Origin of the sequence: Insolitispirillum peregrinum, assembly GCF_900156605.1 — a bacterium.
Lineage (GTDB): Bacteria > Pseudomonadota > Alphaproteobacteria > Rhodospirillales > Rhodospirillaceae > Insolitispirillum > Insolitispirillum peregrinum.
In genome coordinates, this window is the sequence record NZ_FTOA01000003.1 from 297,285 (window position 1) to 314,919 (window position 17,635).

General features: G+C 64.6%; 15 protein-coding genes and 1 CRISPR repeat array. Of the genes, 12 read left to right on the top strand and 3 right to left on the bottom strand.

Annotation, left to right across the window (positions count from 1 at the left end; all coding sequences use genetic code 11):
- Positions 1-52: 52 nt before the first annotated feature.
- On the top strand, positions 53-1,231 hold the full coding sequence (gene rnd, locus BW995_RS09070) for a ribonuclease D (protein ID WP_076399873.1): 1,179 nt from the start codon (positions 53-55) through the stop codon (positions 1,229-1,231).
- A gap of 78 nt (positions 1,232-1,309) precedes the next feature.
- On the opposite strand, the gene ygfZ is transcribed toward rnd, so the two are convergent.
- Positions 1,310-2,227, bottom strand: a complete 918-nt coding sequence (gene ygfZ / locus BW995_RS09075; protein ID WP_076399874.1) for a CAF17-like 4Fe-4S cluster assembly/insertion protein YgfZ — start codon at positions 2,225-2,227, stop codon at positions 1,310-1,312.
- Between the two features lie 234 nt (positions 2,228-2,461).
- Between ygfZ and BW995_RS09080 the strand changes: the two genes are divergently transcribed.
- The 7 genes from BW995_RS09080 to BW995_RS09110 are packed head-to-tail and all read left to right on the top strand — an operon-like array spanning position 2,462 to position 10,676.
- Positions 2,462-3,658: a glycosyltransferase gene (locus tag BW995_RS09080; protein ID WP_076399875.1), complete on the top strand. Its 1,197-nt coding sequence runs from the start codon at positions 2,462-2,464 to the stop codon at positions 3,656-3,658.
- A 2-nt stretch (positions 3,659-3,660) separates the two neighbouring features.
- Complete coding sequence (locus BW995_RS09085; RefSeq protein ID WP_076399876.1) at positions 3,661-4,626, top strand: glycosyltransferase family 9 protein; 966 nt, start codon at positions 3,661-3,663, stop codon at positions 4,624-4,626.
- Positions 4,619-5,395 (top strand): glycosyltransferase family 2 protein, encoded by a 777-nt coding sequence (locus BW995_RS09090; RefSeq protein ID WP_076399877.1) that lies wholly within the window; start codon positions 4,619-4,621, stop codon positions 5,393-5,395. The genes BW995_RS09085 and BW995_RS09090 overlap by 8 nt, the downstream gene beginning before the upstream one ends.
- Positions 5,395-6,441: a glycosyltransferase family 4 protein gene (locus BW995_RS09095; protein WP_076399878.1), complete on the top strand. Its 1,047-nt coding sequence runs from the start codon at positions 5,395-5,397 to the stop codon at positions 6,439-6,441. Before BW995_RS09090 ends, BW995_RS09095 begins: the two co-directional genes overlap by 1 nt.
- A 2-nt stretch (positions 6,442-6,443) precedes the next feature.
- Entirely contained in the window at positions 6,444-7,496 is a 1,053-nt protein-coding gene (locus tag BW995_RS09100) for a glycosyltransferase (RefSeq protein ID WP_245821364.1), read from the top strand.
- A 15-nt stretch (positions 7,497-7,511) separates the two neighbouring features.
- Positions 7,512-9,314 (top strand): asparagine synthase (glutamine-hydrolyzing), encoded by a 1,803-nt coding sequence (gene asnB, locus BW995_RS09105; protein WP_076399879.1) that lies wholly within the window; start codon positions 7,512-7,514, stop codon positions 9,312-9,314.
- Between the two features lie 30 nt (positions 9,315-9,344).
- Positions 9,345-10,676 (top strand): dihydroorotase, encoded by a 1,332-nt coding sequence (locus tag BW995_RS09110; protein WP_076399880.1) that lies wholly within the window; start codon positions 9,345-9,347, stop codon positions 10,674-10,676.
- 385 nt (positions 10,677-11,061) lie between these two features.
- A CRISPR array of direct repeats spans positions 11,062-11,893; the repeat unit is 32 nt; unit sequence GTCGCCCCCTTCACGGGGGCGTGGATTGAAAC.
- Between the two features lie 171 nt (positions 11,894-12,064).
- Here BW995_RS09110 and tpx read toward each other — a convergent pair.
- Complete coding sequence (gene tpx, locus BW995_RS09115; RefSeq protein WP_076399881.1) at positions 12,065-12,562, bottom strand: thiol peroxidase; 498 nt, start codon at positions 12,560-12,562, stop codon at positions 12,065-12,067.
- Between the two features lie 231 nt (positions 12,563-12,793).
- On the opposite strand from tpx, the gene BW995_RS09120 reads away from it, so the two are divergent.
- The 3 genes from BW995_RS09120 (at position 12,794) to BW995_RS09130 (ending at position 14,313) form a co-directional block, all read left to right on the top strand.
- Complete coding sequence (locus tag BW995_RS09120; protein WP_175617030.1) at positions 12,794-13,372, top strand: GNAT family N-acetyltransferase; 579 nt, start codon at positions 12,794-12,796, stop codon at positions 13,370-13,372.
- 2 nt (positions 13,373-13,374) lie between these two features.
- Complete coding sequence (locus BW995_RS09125) at positions 13,375-13,836, top strand: lasso peptide biosynthesis B2 protein (protein WP_139332843.1); 462 nt, start codon at positions 13,375-13,377, stop codon at positions 13,834-13,836.
- Between the two features lie 84 nt (positions 13,837-13,920).
- Complete coding sequence (locus tag BW995_RS09130) at positions 13,921-14,313, top strand: VOC family protein (protein WP_076399883.1); 393 nt, start codon at positions 13,921-13,923, stop codon at positions 14,311-14,313.
- Positions 14,314-14,371: 58 nt separating this feature from the next.
- On the opposite strand, the gene BW995_RS09135 is transcribed toward BW995_RS09130, so the two are convergent.
- A complete protein-coding gene (locus tag BW995_RS09135; protein WP_076399884.1) occupies positions 14,372-15,661 on the bottom strand; it encodes a PDZ domain-containing protein in 1,290 nt (429 codons plus the stop codon).
- A 417-nt stretch (positions 15,662-16,078) separates the two neighbouring features.
- Between BW995_RS09135 and BW995_RS09140 the strand changes: the two genes are divergently transcribed.
- Complete coding sequence (locus BW995_RS09140; RefSeq protein WP_084194709.1) at positions 16,079-17,620, top strand: thioredoxin-like domain-containing protein; 1,542 nt, start codon at positions 16,079-16,081, stop codon at positions 17,618-17,620.
- Positions 17,621-17,635 lie beyond the last annotated feature (15 nt).

Sequence of the window (17,635 nt, forward strand, 5' to 3'; positions counted from 1 at the left end):
GTTTGATGGGGCAAACACGCCTTAGAATGTATGGTAAGGTACACCGGTTCTCATGACCTCCGACCCCCTTCTGATCACCACCACAGACGCCCTTGCGGCCTTTTGTGACCGTATGGCTGGCGCGGCCTTTATCACTGTCGATACCGAATTCATGCGGGAAAAGACCTTTTGGCCGCAGTTGTGTCTGGTGCAGGTTGGCGGTCCCAGCGAAGCCTGTGCCATCGACCCACTGGCCGACGGCATTGATCTGGCACCGCTTTTCACCCTGATGCGCGATCAGCGCACGCTGAAGGTGTTCCATGCGGCGCGGCAGGATCTCGAAATTTTCTACAACCTGATGGGCGATTTTCCGCAACCGCTGTTCGACACCCAGGTGGCGGCAATGGTGTGCGGTTTTGGCGATTCCGTCGGCTATGAGACGCTGGCCACCAAGCTGGCCAAGGCGCATATCGACAAGTCGATGCGCTTTACCGACTGGGCCCGGCGCCCGCTGACCGACAAGCAGATTCGCTATGCGCTGTCTGACGTCACCCACCTGCGGGTGGTGTACGAAAAGCTCAGCCGCCGTCTGGAAAAGAGCAGCCGCGCCCACTGGCTGAACGAGGAAATGGCGCTGCTGACCTCGGTCGACAACTATCGCGTTGACCCGGACGAGGCATGGCGCCGCCTGAAGACCCGCACCAAGACTCCGCGCTTTCTGGCGACGGTCAAGGAACTGGCGGCGTGGCGCGAAATCGAAGCGCAGACTCGGGACATTCCGCGTCAGCGGATTTTGCGCGATGAAATGTTGCTGGAAATCGCCGCCCACGCCCCGACCACCGTTGATGCGCTGGAACGCACCCGTGGATTCTCCAAGGGGCAGGCCGAAGGCAAGATCGGCAAGGCGATTCTTGATGCCGTCGAACGCGGCAAGTCGATGCCCGACGCCGAACTGCCCGATCCGCCGGAGCGCAAGGAATTGCCGCAGGGTATTGGTCCGATTTGCGACCTGCTGAAAGTCCTGCTGAAAATGCGCTGCGAAGAAAACGACGTGGCGCAAAAGCTGGTCGCCAGCAGCGACGATCTGGAACAGATCGCGCTGGATGACGAGGCCGACGTGCTGGCCCTGAAGGGCTGGCGGCGGGAGATTTTCGGCAAGGACGCCATTGACCTGAAGCATGGCCGTCTGGCGCTGGCCCTGTCCAAAGATGGCAAGCACGTTGAGGCGGTCGAACTGGTCGACGAAGAGTAACGGCTGGGATGCATCAACGGCCCCGCCATTCCGGGAGTGATCCGGGATGGCGGGGCCGTTGTCGTTTAAGCTGTCGTTTCAGCTCTTTTCCACCGGGAACACCATCCAGTCGAGCCGGTGCGGCTGAACGGTGGCGCCGTCGGCCAGCAGTGGCCCGGCGTCGAGGGCCGCCAGTCGCACCAGTGCCAGCCCCTGCGGAGCCGTGTCCGCTATAACAGCAGGATCGAGGCATAGCGAGCGGATTTCCCCGGCGTCGGCTCCGTCGGCGGTGCGCAGGATGGTGCCGGGGGCGGGCAGCGGGCCGGTGACGGTCACCGGCATCAGGCGCTTTTTGGTCAGGCCGCGATAGCGCATGCGGGCGGTGACTTCCTGCCCGACGAAGCAGCCTTTCTTGAAATCGACCCCGTTCAGTTCGGCAAAGCCGTGTTCCAGCAAGGTGGCGCTTTCGATCTCCAGATCGCGGCTGCCATCGGGCAGGCCGAGGGCGATGCGGTGGGCGTCCCACCGGGCCAGCGGAGCGGGTTCCAGTTCCGGCAAGGCAGACAGGGCGCTGGCTGCGGGCAGCATCAGCCGCCATCCGGCAGGGGGCAGGCGCGGGTCGCGCAAGGCCCAGCCATGACCATTGGCGACTGCCATGACCTGTCCCGGCGTGGCGGGCAGGACGGGGATATCGTCGCCCCACGCGACCGCCACCAGCAGATCGGGGCGCGGCTCCAGCGTGACCTTGCTGCGCAGCTTGTAGCGTTTCAGGCGGGTTAGCAGGTCGTCCAGACGGTCGGCTTCGACGTCCAGCAAAAAGACCTCGTCACAGGCGAGGATGAACGCATCGTGCAGGAATTTTCCCTGGGCGGTCAGCAGGGCTCCCCATGTGCCGTGTCCGCTGGTCAGGGATTTGGTCGCACAGCTGAAAAGACCGTGTAAAAACGTCTGGCGTTCCTCGCCACCAACGGCCAGCACGGCACGGCGGGGAGAAAGGGAGGCAAAGGTTTTGCTCATACTGCTCATCCATTGTGTCTGATGCGGGCCGCACGGGGGGAGCCTACCCACGCTGTCAACTTTGGGGCGCGGCGGCGATGGATGCAAGGGGGGACTCTGGGGAAATGGTGTCTGTTTGCGGATGTTACAGGGACAATGTGTTGCGATGGCTTGTTCCCGGCGCGGCAACCTCCTATAACAACCAGTGGCCCCGGTGACAGGTGGGGCTGCCCCTTGTCAAAGATTTGATCCCCGATGAAAATCTGCCTCCTCGAAGACTCCCTTCCGTTTGATGGTCTGACCCCTGACCAGCGCCCCCTTGGCGGCTTTCAGCGCGCGGTGGCCGGGCTGGCTGCGGCGTTGGCGCGGCGGCGGCATGATGTGACGGTGATCAACCATGCAGACGCCGAACGCTGGGTCGATGGGGTGCGCTGGCTGCCGTTCGGCGAGGCGCTGACCACCTCGTATGATCTGCTGATCGCCTGCGGCAAGCCGTCGTTGCTCGATGGCATGAACGGGCGGGTGCTGGCATCGCGGCGGGTGCTGTGGTCGGTCGCCGACCCGGCAACCCTGCTGGAGGGGGATAACGCTCAGGCCCTGCGGGAACGCAATGCCGACCTGTGGTTCATCGGCTCGATGCAGGCCGGGCGCTATCAGGGGCGGCAACCGGCGCAGGTGGTGCTGCCGGGGGTGGCGTCGGTCTATCGTCCGGCGGATGTGGAACGGCTGCCGCCGCCGGTGGCGATTGTGACCGCCTCTCCCGATTACCGGCTGGAAAGCCTGATCCGCCTGTGGCTGGAAAAGGTGGCCCCTGTGGTGCCGGGGGCCGAGCTGCATATCTATTCGTCGCTGCTGTCGCGTCCCCTGCGCGCTGCCGGGCCGGTGCCCGAGGCCCAGCAGGCGCTGTATGAGTTGATCGCTGCCAACGAGGGCCTCGGCCTGAAGATCAAGGCACCGCTGCCCGATCGCGGGATGGCGCTGGTCTATCAGCAGGCGCGGGTGCATCTGCATCCCGGCCATGCCGATGATTTCGCCGTCTGGACCCTGTATGACAGCCATGCTTGTGGCCTGCCAGCGGTGGCGCGGATGGTTGGCGGAACGATGGACTGCGTCACCAACGGCCAGACCGGCTATCTGGTCCCCGATGACGAAGCGGTGGTCAATGTGGCGGCGCAAATCCTGTCCGATGCCAGCCTGTACAACCGCATGTCCGAAGCCGCAGGCAGTCTGGCCCGGCGGCGGTCGTGGGACGTGGTGGCGCTGGATGTCGAATTGCTGTGGGGCGAAAGCGTGCCCGAAGCTCCGGCAACGACCGAAGCCCCGGCGGCGGTGGCTCCCCTGTCGGCGATTGATCTGGCGCTGGCCGCGGATGATGACCTCAATGATCCGGCAAACACCCTGCCGGGGGACCCTCCCGACAGTCAGGCTGACGCTGACAACAGGCAGGGCTGATCATGAGCGACCGCCTGCTGTTTATCACCTCGACCCGCATTGGTGATGCGGTGTTGACCTCGGGGCTGCTGTCCTACCTGATCGAAGAGATGAACGGGCCACTGGTCACTGTCGCCTGTGGACCGGTGGCGGCACCGTTGTTTGCCGGTGTGCCGAATCTGGAACGCCTGATTGCCATGCCCAAGAAGAAGCGGGCTGGCCACTGGCTGAGCCTGTGGTCGCAGGTGGTGGGGACAGCGTGGCATACGGTGGTCGATTTGCGCGGGTCGGCGATGGCCTGGACGCTGCCGCTGGTTCAGCGTCGCCTGGTGCCGGGCAAAGCGCCGGAACACCTGCACCGGGTGCAGGCGGCGGCGACGGTGATCGGACGCGAAGCCAATCCGCCCCTGCCGCATCTGTGGACCCTGCCTCACCACCGGGCGACGGCGGCGGCGGTGGTGCCGGATGATGATTTCATTCTGGCGCTGGGTCCGGCGGCGAACTGGCGGGCCAAGACCTGGCGGGCGGAGAACTTTGCCGAACTGGCGCGCCGGTTGACCGCCGAAGACGGCCCCTTGCCGCGCGGAAAAGTGGTGGTGATTGCCGGGCCGGGCGAAGAAGCTCAGGCGGCGCCGGTGCTGGCAGCAGTGCCGGAACACCGGCGGATTTCGCTGGTCGGGGCCAACGACCTGCTGACGGTGGCGGCGTGCCTGCAACGCTGCTCGCTGTTTGTCGGCAATGATTCCGGGCTGATGCACATGGCGGCGGCGATGGGCACGCCGACCGTTGGCCTGTTTGGTCCGTCGCGAGTGGATCATTTCGGCCCCTGCGGGCTGCGGACGGCGGTGGTGCAGACCACCGTTCCCTATGCCGAGCTGATGCCGCCGGGGGTGGACCTGCGCGACTCTGACAGCCTGATGGACAGCATCACGGTTGATATGGTGCAGCACACCGCGCAAGACCTGTTGTGGGGGCCGGACCATGGCTGAGACCCCGACCCTGTCGGCGCTGGTGGTGGCCCATAACGAGGAAGCCCGGCTGGAGGCCTGCCTGTCCCGCCTGACCTTTGCCGACGAGATCGTGGTGGTGCTGGACAAGACCACCGACGGATCAAAGGCGATTGCCGAACGCTTTGCCAGCCGGATCGTCGAAGGCAGTTGGGAGCTGGAAGGCCCGCGCCGCAACAGCGGGCTGGACGCCTGCCAGTGCGACTGGATTCTGGAAGTCGATGCCGACGAGCATGTAACGCCCGAACTGGCCGCCGAAATCCGCGCCACCATCGCCACGGCGGCCTTTGACTGGTACGTGCTGCCGGTGGACAACTACATCGGCCCGACGCTGGTCCGCCATGGCTGGGGATCATCCTTTGGCAAGGCGGGCAGTCCGTCCCTGTTCCGGCGCGGCATCAAGACCTGGGGCTCGCAACGGGTGCACCCGTCGCTGGAATGGCGGGGACGCAAGGGGCCGAACCTGACAACGCCGCTGGTCCACTGGGTGGACAATGACGTTTCCGACATGCTGCGGCGGCTGGACCGCTATACCTCGGCACGGGCGCGGGATTTGTGCGAGACGGGCAATATCGGTTCGCTGGCCAATGCCTTGCGTTCGGGCCTGTCGCGCTTTTTCCGGGTGTTCGTCCGCCGCAAGGGCTGGAAGGAAGGCCGTTTGGGGCTGATGATTGCCATCTGCACCGCGCTTTATCCGATCGTGTCGCACATCAAGGCCGCCGAGCAGCAGAAACACGGGGAGCCGCGCTGATGGCCCATGTGGTGATGGCCGACTGGGGGCTGGCCTTTGATGGTCAGACCGTCCGCGACGGCCCGCTGGGCGGGGCCGAGAGCACCTTTGTGGCGCTGGCCGAGGCGCTGGCCGCCCGTGGTCATCGGGTTGAGGCCTTCACCAAGGGGGGCCGCGCGCTGGAGTTGGCCGGGGTGCGCTGGGGCGATGCGGCGGCCGGTTTGCCTGCCTCGGCCGACCTGTTCATTGCCAACCGCAGCGACAAACTGTTGCGTGCGGTGCCGAAGGCCAAAACGATGGCCTTCTGGCTGCACAATCCGGCCTCGTACCTGCTGAAATGGCGCTATCAGTGGAAACTGGCCCTGCGTCGCCCGACGCTGGTGTTTCTGAGCGAGGCCCATGCCCGCACCTATCCGGCGTGGGCCAGTGGCGGGCCGCGGGTGGTGATCGGCCACGGCATTGCCGCCCCCTTTCTGACCACCCCCCCGGCAGACACGCTGCCTGCCCCGCGCGCGGTGTTCCTGTCCAACCCGCTGCACGGCCTCGACTGGGTGCTGGATGTGTGGGAACACCATGTTGCCCCCAGGGCTCCGGCGGGGACAGTGCTCGAGCTGTTTTCCGGTGCGGCGACCTATCACGCCGCTGGCGACAAGGCCGACCGGATGGCCGCCCTGTTGCGCCGGGCCGAAGGGCTGAAGGCGCAGGGCGTCCGGTTGCGGCAGCCGTTGCCCAAGGAACAGTTGGCGCAGGAACTGGCCTCGGCGCGGGTGCTGCTGTATCGCGGCGAGCCGGGCGAGGCCTTTTGTCTGGCGGTGGCGGACTCGCAGGCGATGGGGGTTCCGGCGGTGGTGACGGCGGTCGGGGCCTTGCCCGAGCGGGTGAACGACGGCGAAACCGGCTTTGTGGTGCCGGTGGAAGACCGTCAGGCCTTTGCCGAAGCCGCCTTGCGGCTGTTGCGCGACGATGGTCTGTGGCAGGCTCAGCATCAGGCCTGTCTGGCGCACCAGCGTCAATGGAGCTGGGATACAACGGCTGCCGCCTTTGAGCGGCTGATCAACGAGGTGTGACCGTGCAGTCAGTGCGCGTCCTGCAAGCAATGGCCGGGGCCGCCCACGGGGGCGCCGAGCTGTTTTTCGAACGACTGACCCTCGCCCTGCACCGAGCGGGGACCGAGCAACGGGTGCTGATCCGGCGCAACCCCCAGCGGGCGGCGACGTTGCAGGCAGGCGGTATTGCCGCCGTCGAGTTGCCCTTTGGCGGGCTGTTCGACTTTACCACCAAACGCCGCTTTGCCGCTGAAATCACCCGCTTTGCGCCGCAGGTGGTGCTGAGCTGGATGAACCGCGCCACCCGCTTCACCCCGCCGAAGACCACCGGCAAGGGCTTTGTCCATGTGGCGCGGCTGGGGGGCTATTACGATCTGAAATACTATCAGGCCTGCGACCATCTGGTCTGCAACACGCAGGATCTGGTCGAGTACGTGATCCGCGAAGGCTGGCCGAGCGAACGGACGCACTACCTGCCGAACTTCGCCGAAGAGGTTTCCGCTCCGCCGGTCAGTCGGGTCAGCCTGAATACCCCCGAGACGGCTCCGGTGTTGTTCGCGCTGGGCCGACTGCACGGGAACAAGGGTTTTGATACCCTGCTGCGCGCCTTTGCGCAGGTGCCGGGGGCCTATCTGTGGATTGCCGGGGAAGGCCCCGAACGGGCGGCGCTGGAGGCTCTGGCGCAGGAACTGGGGGTGGCCGACCGCTTGCGCCTTCTGGGCTGGCGCAACGATGCTCCGGCCCTGCACGCGGCTGCCGACCTGTTCGTCTGCCCCTCGCGCCACGAGCCACTGGGCAATGTGGTGATCGAGGCGTGGGCGCAAGGCTCGCCGGTGGTGGCCGCAGCCAGTCAGGGACCGTGCGAGCTGATTACTCCCGGCGTGACCGGCCTGCTGACGCCGGTGGACGATGTGGCGGCGATGGCGCACACTCTGAATGCGGCGCTGGCCGACCGGGCGGCGCTGGCGGCGATGGCCGAGGCCGGGCGGGCCGCCTATCAGGCACAGTTTACCGAGGCGGCGGTGGTTGCCCGCTATCAGGACTTTTTCCGCCGCCTTGCGGCACCTGCGGTCTGACGGGGAGACGGGACAATGTGCGGCATTGCCGGGGTGGCGAGCGCCATCGGTCAGGCTCCCGAGACGGCGGTTCTCGACCGGATGGCGCAGGCGCTGTCCCATCGCGGCCCCGATGGCTGCCACAGCGTCCGCGTCGGTGCCATCGGGCTGGCCCATGCCCGGCTGGCAATCGTTGACCTGACCACCGGCGATCAACCGCTGTACGGGCCGGACGGGCTGGTGCTGGTGGCCAATGGCGAGATTTACAACGATCTGCCGTTACGACAGGAATTGAGCGGGCGACCATTCCGCACCGGGTCGGACTGCGAAGCGCCGCTGTTCCTCTATCACGAAGCCCCCGAAGCGCAGAAAACCGCCTTTGCCAGCCGCCTGCGCGGCATGTATGCCATTGCGCTGGCCGATCCGGCGCGCGACCGGGTGGTGCTGTGCCGCGACCCGTTCGGCATCAAGCCGCTGTACATTGCGCAGGGGGACTTTGGCGTGGCCTTTGCCTCCGAGCCGTGCGCCCTGCTGGCCAGTGGGCTGTTGCCTGCCGCCCGCGTCGAAACGGCGGCGGCGGTCGAGATGCTGAACTTGCAGTTTTCCACCGGCAGCCGCACGCCGTTGCAGGGCATCGAGCGGTTGTTGCCCGGCGAAACGGTGGTGATCGAACGCGGGCGGATCGTGTCGCGGCAGCGGCGCTTTGCGTTGTCCGATGCGCTGATCCCGTCCGACGGCCCCTTGTTGCGCAGCGAAGACGAGGCGCTGGCGGCGCTGGAAGCGGCGTTGCTGGATAGCGTGACGGCGCACCAGCGGTCTGATGTTCCCTATGGCATGTTCCTGTCTGGCGGGGTGGACAGTGCCACCGTGCTGGCGCTGATGAGCCGCCTGAACGATCAGCCGGTGCGGGCCTTTACCGCCGGCTTCCCCGGCAGCGGGGTGCATGACGAGCGGTCGCAGGCGGCGCTGGTCGCCAAGGCCTGTGGAGCCGAACACAGTGATCTGGCAATCACTGAACAGGATTTCTGGCGCTGGCTGCCGTCGATTGTCGCCAGTCTGGATGATCCGGTGGCCGATTATGCCGTGGTGCCGACATGGTTGCTGGCGCGGCAGGCCCGGCAGTCGGTGAAGGTGATCCTGTCCGGCGAGGGCGGCGACGAGCTGTTCGCCGGGTATGGCCGCTATCGGGCGGCGCTGCGTCCGTGGCCGTTCGCCAAGCCGATGCGGCGGCGGGGAACCTTTGACGGCTTGGGGGTGCTGCGCGCCGGGGCTGGCTGGCGGGCCGGTCTGACGCAGACCGAGCGGGCGATTGCCGATGCTCCGCAGCAGTGGCTGGCCCATCCCTCGCGCCTGAAACGCTTGCAGGCCGCCGATGTGGCCGAATGGTTGCCCAACGACCTGCTGACCAAGCTCGACCGCTGCCTGATGGCCCACGGGGTCGAAGGGCGGGTGCCGTTCCTCGATCCGGTGGTGGCTGGGGTGGCGATGCGGCTGGATGACCGGCTGACCCTGAAGGACAACACCGGCAAATGGCTGCTGCGGCGCTGGCTGGACAAGGCCCTGCCGCAAGCGCAGCCCTTTGCCCGCAAGAAAGGCTTTACCGTGCCGGTGGGGGAATGGATCGCCCGCGATGGTGCCCGGCTGGGCGAGTGGGTGGCGGCAACTCCGGCGGTGCAGGAGATTGCCGATCCGGCGGCGGTGCGCGGTCTGTTCGTCGCCACCGACAAGGATCGTTTGTTCGCGGCCTGGAGTTTGCTGGTTTACGCGCTGTGGGCGCGACACCATCTGGAAGGGCAGCGGTGCGATGGTGATGTGGCCAGCGTGCTGGCAGCGGCGTAACTGTGCGCTTTTGATTGTGGAGAAGAGTCCATGAGTGACCGTTTCGACTTGGTGTTGAGCAAAGGCACCGTCTGGATGCCGGGCGGCCCGGTAGAGACGGACATCGGCGTCCGGGACGGGCGGGTGGTGGCCTTTGGCGCGCTGGCAGGGCAGGGGGAGCAGACCCTCGACTGTCAGGGTCAGGACATCCTGCCGGGGGTGATCGACACCCAGGTCCATTTCCGCGAGCCGGGTCTGGAGCATAAGGAAGATCTGGAAACCGGCACCCGTGGGGCGGTGCTTGGCGGCGTGACCGGTATTTTTGAAATGCCGAACACCAAGCCGGGCACCACCACCGCCGAGGCGCTGGCCGACAAGGTGCAGCGGGCGAAAAACCGCGCCTGGTGCGATTTTTCCTTCTTCATCGGGGCGGCGACCGACAACATCGACACCCTCGGCGGGCTGGAACGCCTGCCGGGCTGTGCCGGGATCAAGGTGTTCATGGGCTCGTCCACCGGCAGCCTGCTGGTGGCCGAAGACGGTGAAGTCGCCCGCGTGCTGCAACAGGGCTATCGCCGGATTGCCGTCCACTGCGAAGACGAATACCGCCTGAAGGAACGCTGGGAACTGGTCAAGGACGGTGCGCCGGTCCACATGCATCCGGTCTGGCGCGACGAGGAAACCGCCCTGCGCGCCACCCAGCGGCTGGTGCGTCTGGCCGAAGCCGCCCGGCGGCGGGTGCATGTGCTGCATGTGACCAGCGCCGAGGAAATGGCCTATCTGGCCGATCACAAGGACTGGGCCACCGTCGAAACCACGCCGCAGCACCTGACGCTGGCGGCACCGGATGCCTATGACCGGCTGGGGACCAAGGCCCAGATGAACCCGCCAATCCGCGACGAGCGTCATCGCGATGCCCTGTGGAAAGCGGTGGCCGAGGGCGTGGTCGATGTGCTCGGCTCGGACCATGCGCCGCACACCCTCGACGAAAAGGCCAAGCCCTATCCGCAGTCGCCGTCCGGGATGACCGGCGTGCAGACGCTGGTGCCGGTCATGCTGACCCATGTCGCCAACGGCAAGCTGTCGCTGGAACGCTTCATCGACCTGACCAGCGCCGGTCCGGCCCGCATCTACAACATTCAGGGCAAGGGCCGCATCGCGCTGGGCTATGATGCCGACTTTACGGTGATCGACCGCAAGGCCTCGCGCACCATCAGTGACTCGTGGATCGCCAGCCGCGCGGGCTGGACGCCGTTCGATGGCTTCAAGACCACCGGCTGGCCAACGGCAACGGTGGTGCGCGGCCAGATCGTCATGCGCGACGACGAGTTGCAGGGGCAGGCCATCGGCGAGCCGGTGCGGTTCCTCGATACGCTGCTGTAAGGGTTTGTTGGGGGGGAGTGTGGGCTACCGCCCACGCCCGTTCGGGGGCTAGAGCGTTTTCACACCGAGCGAAAACGCTCTTCCCTTTGAGTGCCGCATTTTCCGAGCCGTTGACCGGAGACGGTCAACTTGAAAATGCTCTAATGCCCCCGATCCCCCCTTTTTTCCTTGATGATCTATCTGGTGTCATGGGGGGCGGTGCGCGTTGGCGCGAACCGCAAGCGTGTCGGGAGACTCCGGGAGGTTCGCGCTGCTCTATCGCGTTGAAAAATAACGATCTTGATTCCTGTATTATTTGTATACGTATGTTTTGCCGGAAAAATGGTCGAGGTTCGCGCAAATGCCCTCTTTTTCTGAAGAAATATAATCTGTTACACTACCGGGAGTCGCCCCCTTCACGGGGGCGTGGATTGAAACGCGTGAGACTCGCAAGTCCGCGCAAGCCCTCGAACGTCGCCCCCTTCACGGGGGCGTGGATTGAAACGGGCGCCGCGCGCGGCGGCTCTACTGCATCATTGTCGCCCCCTTCACGGGGGCGTGGATTGAAACAACGGCGCGTTGATCCAGGCTGCTCCGCTGCTGGAGGTCGCCCCCTTCACGGGGGCGTGGATTGAAACTTGCCGCATCAACTGCGCATCCTCATAATCAGCAAAGTCGCCCCCTTCACGGGGGCGTGGATTGAAACTGGTCACCAAGTGGGCCCTGGCTGTCAGGGGCGATGGTCGCCCCCTTCACGGGGGCGTGGATTGAAACCGCCATTATGGCTTATGGCAAGCGGAACAAGAGACGTCGCCCCCTTCACGGGGGCGTGGATTGAAACCGGGTCCCGGCCCAGCTCTTGGGCGACCTGCCGGGTCGCCCCCTTCACGGGGGCGTGGATTGAAACTCACGGACCAACTGAGTATTGATGCTTTAAGTGTGTCGCCCCCTTCACGGGGGCGTGGATTGAAACATCTTGATGGTGCGGGCCAGCCCCATCAGGTCGGTCGCCCCCTTCACGGGGGTGTGGATTGAAACTTAGTAGTAATATATGTCTTGGTGATGGTTGGGCGGTCGCCCCCTTCACGGGGGCGTGGATTGAAACATCTTCAAGATACCACATAAACATCTCCTAAAGAGGTCGCCCCCTTCACAGGGGCGTGGATTGAAACCCGTGCTCGGTGTAGACGTTGATGTTGGTATCAAGTCGCCCTCTTCACCGGGGCGCGGATTGTGTCGGCATCCAACACACCTCTCCTCCACGATCCCCGAGCAAAAAAAGGCTGCCCCCGAACCTGTACGGGGGCAGCCTTTTTGCGTCATACCTGAACTCATGGGGTCCGGGGCCTGAAGGCCCCGGCGAGGTGTGGAGCAGCGCTCCACGTCCCTGTTTTCCCCTGTGTCCTGCTTTAGATGGCAGCCAGCGCGGCGGCATAATCCGGCTCGTCGGCGATTTCGCTGACCAACTGGGCGTGACGAACCACGCCGTCGGCACCGATCACCAGCACCGCACGGGCCAGCAGGCCTTCGAGCGGGCCAGCGGCAATGGTCAGGCCATAGCGGGCACCAAAGCCCTTGTCGCGTAGGTCCGAGGCCGAGACCACCGCGTCCAGACCTTCGGCACCGCAGAAGCGCTTATGGGCGAACGGCAGGTCGGCACTGGCGCACAGCACGACGGTGTTCGGCAGGGCGGCGGCCTTGGCGTTGAAGGTGCGGACCGAGGTAGCGCAGGTTGGGGTGTCAACGCTGGGGAAGACGGACAGGATCACCGTCTTGCCGGCCAGATCGGCCAGAGTGACCTCTGACAGGTCAGTGCGGGTCAGGCGGAACTCCGGGGCGGCGGTACCAACGGCGGGCAGATCTCCGACTGTGGAAACCGGATTTCCCTTCAGGGTGATGGAGGCCATGATCTATCCTGTATGGTGTTGAAAGATAACACCATGTAGGCAGAAAGGTGAGGCTCTGGCAAGGCCGGACCCTGTTTATTCCGACATTTTTGCACGGACATGAGGCATCCCTGCCCGCGCCATCTCCCGACTTGCGAGTTTTTGCCTTTTTGTAACAGGGGGTTGTTCCGGCCGGGCGGCTCCGGTACTGCTGTTGCTGTCGTTGTCGGGGTATCCTGTGGAGCATGTAGAATGAGCGTGATGGCTGGTCACCTGTCTGGCAAAGGCAAGGCTTTCGGTTTCCCCTCTCCGGCGCGGCCCGCCGAACGGGGGGCGATTTTACGGATTGCCGGATGGCGCCTGCGGCCCGCAACGCGTAAGGATGAGGGCTTTTTGCGCACGCTGTATGCCAGCCTGCGGGCCGAGGAATTGCGTCCCTCGGGATGGTCTGATCAGGCCAGGGCCGATTTCTGCACCAGCCAGTTTGACTTGCAGCATGCCGACTGGACCCGCCGCTATCCGTTGGCGCAGTTTCTGGTGATCATGGACGGTGAGCGGCGGATTGGCCGTCTGTATGTTGACCTGTCGTCCTCTGTCGTGCGGTTGATTGATATCGGCTTGCTGCCGGACTGGCAGGGCAAGGGGATCGGATCGGCGGTTCTGCGGGCCTTGCAGGAGCGGGCGCAGGCGGTGGGTGGTCAGGTGGGGCTGTCGGTGCTGGACGATAATCTTCGGGCTTTGGCGCTGTATCAGCGGGCCGGTTTTGTGGTCAGCGGGCAGACAGGGATGCACTGGCAGATGGTCTGGCAGCCTGCTCCGCTGGGGGCATAGTGGTGACCGGTCTCCGTTACACCCTGCGGCAGTGGCGCGGGCGGGTTGGCTTGCCGGTGGAGGCGATGGTGTGCCTTGCGCTGGCGCGGCTGGCCTGTCTGGTGATGCCCTTTCGTCTGGCGCTGCGGCTGGTGGGGTTGCGGCCGGTGCCGCAGTCGGCGGACAGGACGGGACCACTCGGGCCGCTGGACCCACGGATTTCGGCGGTGGCCGGGATGATTGCCCGCATGGCGGCGCGGGCACCGTTTCGGGCGGTGTGTTTGCAGCAATCGTTTGCTGCTGCCTTGATGCTGCGGCGGCGTGGCCTGCCGGTGGATGTGCATCTGGGTGTCCGGCGAGAGAACGGAGTGTTTGCCGCCCACGCCTGGAGCCTGAGCAATGGTCATCCGGTGACGGGCGTTCCCGAGGCCGGGGTGTACCAGACGGTGGCCATCCTGCGGGCGGGGCAGGAGCATGAGTGTTAACGTTCTTGGGTATCCGGCAAATCCGGTGAGGCAGACGGGCTGGTCTGTTCGGAGTTGCTTTCAAATCTGATGGAGGAGTGCCTTATGCGTTTTGGCTACACGATTATTTATGTTGCTTCGGTCGCCCACACCTTGGCCTTCTATGAGACGGCTTTTGGTTTCAAAACAAGATTTTTACATGACTCAGGGGAGTACGGTGAGCTGGAGACCGGCTCCACGACGCTGGCCTTTGCCTCTCTGGAGCTGGCTGAGGCCAATTTCCACGGGGCTTGTGCCCCTGTAAAGCCCGACGCGCTTCCCCCCGGCATTGAGCTGGCTTTTGTCACCGAAGATGTTGCGCAGTCCTATCAGACCGCGGTTGATGCCGGTGCGACCCCGGTCCATCCGCCGGTCGAAAAGCCGTGGGGGCAGACGATTGCCTACGTTCGATCGCTGGAAGGCACGCTGATCGAACTCTGCACCCCCGTCGGGGGGTGAGCAGCGTGTAAAGATCGCGGCCGCACCGGGGCGCAACGATAGAGGTCAGGGGGCGGGGTCAGGGGGTGGTTTGCCCCTTTGTCCCGTCTTCCATAAAGCGGGCGAGGGGGTTGGCATCGGTCAGGGTGCCTGCCTGAGTGTCACGCAGCGGCAGGGTGACGAGGAAGAAGCCGTTGCGGGCTTCGACCAGCAGGGCGGCGTTGGCGGCCGAGCGGTCATCTGTGGCCGGGGCCTGCAAGGCGGTGGTGATGTGGGCAATGGATGGCGGAGCACTCTGGTTGACCGACCAGATCACATGGCCCGGTGCCAGTCCGGCCTGATGGGCCAGGCTGCCTGCCTCAACCCGGGTGACCACCAGTCCTTGTGAGGACCAGCGCAGGCGCATGTCCTTGCGGCGGGCATCGGTCAGGGTGGCAACCGACAACCCAAGGTGATCCAGAGCCTGTTCCTGATCAGCCGGAGACGGCAGGGGGGATGGCATGGCGGGCAGTGTCCCTGCCCGGGAAGGCAAGGGGGCCGTATTGGTCGAGCCGGGGTAGGAGGTTGTGGCCACATCCATCACAAACGGGCCATCGGCCAGTTTGGCGGCAAGGACGGTGCCGGTGGCAACCACCGGAGCCTTGTCCATTGATGGCCCGGCCAGAAACACCTGATTGTCACGTTCGACCAGCAGGTACCAATGATCGCCCATCCGGGCCAGAAGTTGATCGGCATCAGCCGGATTGCTGATCAACTGACGGCCAACACTGACAATCAGGTCGCCCGCTTCGAGGCCCCATTTGAGCGCGGGGGCGTTGCTGTCGAGGGAGCGGATCAGGACACCGGTGCGTCCCCAGCGCAGGCCCGCGTTCTCGCGCACCTCGGGCGTAAGGGCAACCAGCGTCAACCCCAGACGGGGGACAACGGCGGCGGCGTTGGTCCGGATGTCCCAGCCCGTCGGCCAGGTGGACAGGGCGATGGTTTGCGGGTTGCTTTTGCCGCCGTGCCAGCGGGTGAAGGCGACCGTCTGCCCCGGCTTGGTGCCTTGCATGTAGGCCACCAGCTGATTCAGGCTCTGGATGCTGACGCCATCAAAATCCGTCAGGATGTCACCACGCTGTAGCCCGGCCTGTTCAGAGGGGCTGCCGGGCATGATGTCGCGGATGATGATGCCCCCGTGTCCGTCCTTCAGTCCGACAGCCTGCCGCAATCCCTGATCTGCAGCCTGAATTTCCATACCGGTAAAGCCGGACTCGGCGGCGAACGCGGTCAGGGGGGGCAACAGCAACAGGGCAAAGCCGAACGCCAGCGGGCGAAGGATGCGGGACAAGCATTGCAGATGCCGGGCATGGGAAAGAAAGACGCGCATGGTCGTTCGATAAACCTGAGGGAGCGGCGGATATGGTATGATCGCACTTCTACCATAGTATATCGTGCAGAGTGCATATTGGCTAGACCAGCGTGTGGTGAACCTGACGCCACAGTACACGACAGTTGGTGAAAAATGGCGGACTGCCGTCCGAATCTGCCCGGGGGCGATGCCCCCGAATCCCACATTTTTTCTTTCAATATCAATACAATGGGGTCTGATACCTCAAGGCCCTAGCGAGGTTTGGAGCAGCGCTCCATGATCGTTTTGTTTTTGCCGTGTACCGAGAGGCAGGGGGCGAACTTTTCGGCAAGGGATTGAAGGGGCTTCGTGGAATGACGACATCTCGCTATAACCCTTCCTTCGATGCAAAGCGTATGGGGTTGATCCCGTACGGTTTTTATGCAGGACGTTTCGATGATTGGTCTATCGCGTGCTCCGGAAATTGATCGTCCCGGCTTGATGTGGCTGAACAGCCCTTCGCCCCTGTCGCTGCAGAGCCTGCGGGGCAGGCTGGTGATACTCGACTTCTGGACCTTTTGCTGCATCAACTGCATGCATGTGCTGCCAACCCTGCATCAGGTGGAAGAGGCCTTTCCCGGTCTGGTGCAGGTGATCGGGGTGCATTCGCCCAAGTTTTCCGCCGAACACGACAGCGCCAATGTGCGGGCGGCCATTGATCGCTATCAGATCCGCCATCCGGTGATCCATGATCCCGACATGCAGCTGTGGCAGGAATACGCCGTGCGGGCATGGCCAACGCTGGTGCTGGTGTCCCCCGATGGCTATGTGATCGGGCAGGTGTCGGGCGAACCTGATCCTGAACGCCTGATTCAGGGGCTGGGGGCCATTTTGCATGGCTTTGTCGAACGGAGGGAAATCGTCCCGGCGGATTTGTTGCCGTTTCCGGTTGAGGATGCTCCGATGCTGGATGGTGCGCTGGCGTTCCCCGGCAAGATCAAGCCGCTTCCGGTGCCTCCGGCCTTTGCCAACAGGGCGCGCTGGGCGGTGGCCGATGCCGGGCACCATCAGATTGTCCTGTTGGATCAAGATGGGGCGGTGTGTGCCCGTCTTGGCAGCGGGCAGGCTGCTTTGCAGGACGGAACGATGGGCAAAGCCTGTTTCCGCTCGCCGCAAGGACTGGTGGCTGACAGTCACGCGCTGTACGTGGCAGATACCGGGAACCATGCCCTGCGGCGGATTGATCTGGCTGACGGAACGGTATCGACGCTGGCCGGAAGCGGTCGACGCGGAGGGGTGATCAGGACGGGCGAACAGGTGGCTGTGGGGGACCGTCTGGAACTGGCATCGCCATGGGATGTGGAGGTTGTCGCCAGTGCCGGGCCCCTGTTGTACGTCGCCAATGCCGGAACGCATCAGTTGTTGGGATTGCAGGTCCAGCCGGATGGTGGGGTGCAGGTGGTGGCCGTTGTCGGTACGGGGGGCGAGAATATCGTTGACGGGCCGGTGGAGACGGCTCTGCTGGCCCAGCCCAGCGGGCTGGTCCTGGATCGGCAGCGCGGGATTTTGTGGTTTGCCGACAGTGAAACATCGGCCCTGCGCGGTCTGACGCTGGAGGCTGATGCGGACAGGCAACAGGTGTTTACCATGATCGGGCGTGGACTGTTCGAGTTCGGCCATCGGGATGGGGAGATCCGGCAGGCGCAGTTACAGCATCCGCTGGGGGTGTGCCTGTTACCGGATGAGCAGCCGGATCAACTGGCGAGCCTGCTGGTTGCCGACAGCTATAATGCCGTTCTGCGCCACGTCATTCCCCATCAGCAGCAGGTATCAACGCTGGATCTGGGGCAATGTCTGGATCCGCTGTGTCGGCCTTTGGGGGAGCCTGCCGGGGTGTGGGCCGAAAATGCCCGTCGCGTGCTGATCAGTGATACCAATAACCACCGCATCGTATCGGTGGATCTTGCGGCCGGGGTTTATCGGGTTTTTTGCCAGTGATGGCAAGGGGGCTGG

Coding starts and splice junctions, on each gene's coding strand:
- BW995_RS09110 (WP_076399880.1), top strand. CDS start 9,345: ATGAGTGACCGTTTCGACTTGGTGTTGAGCAAAGGCACCGTCTGGATG.
- ygfZ (WP_076399874.1), bottom strand. CDS start 2,227: ATGAGCAAAACCTTTGCCTCCCTTTCTCCCCGCCGTGCCGTGCTGGCC.
- asnB (WP_076399879.1), top strand. CDS start 7,512: ATGTGCGGCATTGCCGGGGTGGCGAGCGCCATCGGTCAGGCTCCCGAG.
- BW995_RS09080 (WP_076399875.1), top strand. CDS start 2,462: ATGAAAATCTGCCTCCTCGAAGACTCCCTTCCGTTTGATGGTCTGACC.
- BW995_RS09135 (WP_076399884.1), bottom strand. CDS start 15,661: ATGCGCGTCTTTCTTTCCCATGCCCGGCATCTGCAATGCTTGTCCCGC.
- BW995_RS09095 (WP_076399878.1), top strand. CDS start 5,395: ATGGCCCATGTGGTGATGGCCGACTGGGGGCTGGCCTTTGATGGTCAG.
- BW995_RS09120 (WP_175617030.1), top strand. CDS start 12,794: ATGAGCGTGATGGCTGGTCACCTGTCTGGCAAAGGCAAGGCTTTCGGT.
- BW995_RS09140 (WP_084194709.1), top strand. CDS start 16,079: ATGATTGGTCTATCGCGTGCTCCGGAAATTGATCGTCCCGGCTTGATG.
- rnd (WP_076399873.1), top strand. CDS start 53: ATGACCTCCGACCCCCTTCTGATCACCACCACAGACGCCCTTGCGGCC.
- BW995_RS09130 (WP_076399883.1), top strand. CDS start 13,921: ATGCGTTTTGGCTACACGATTATTTATGTTGCTTCGGTCGCCCACACC.
- BW995_RS09090 (WP_076399877.1), top strand. CDS start 4,619: ATGGCTGAGACCCCGACCCTGTCGGCGCTGGTGGTGGCCCATAACGAG.
- tpx (WP_076399881.1), bottom strand. CDS start 12,562: ATGGCCTCCATCACCCTGAAGGGAAATCCGGTTTCCACAGTCGGAGAT.
- BW995_RS09085 (WP_076399876.1), top strand. CDS start 3,661: ATGAGCGACCGCCTGCTGTTTATCACCTCGACCCGCATTGGTGATGCG.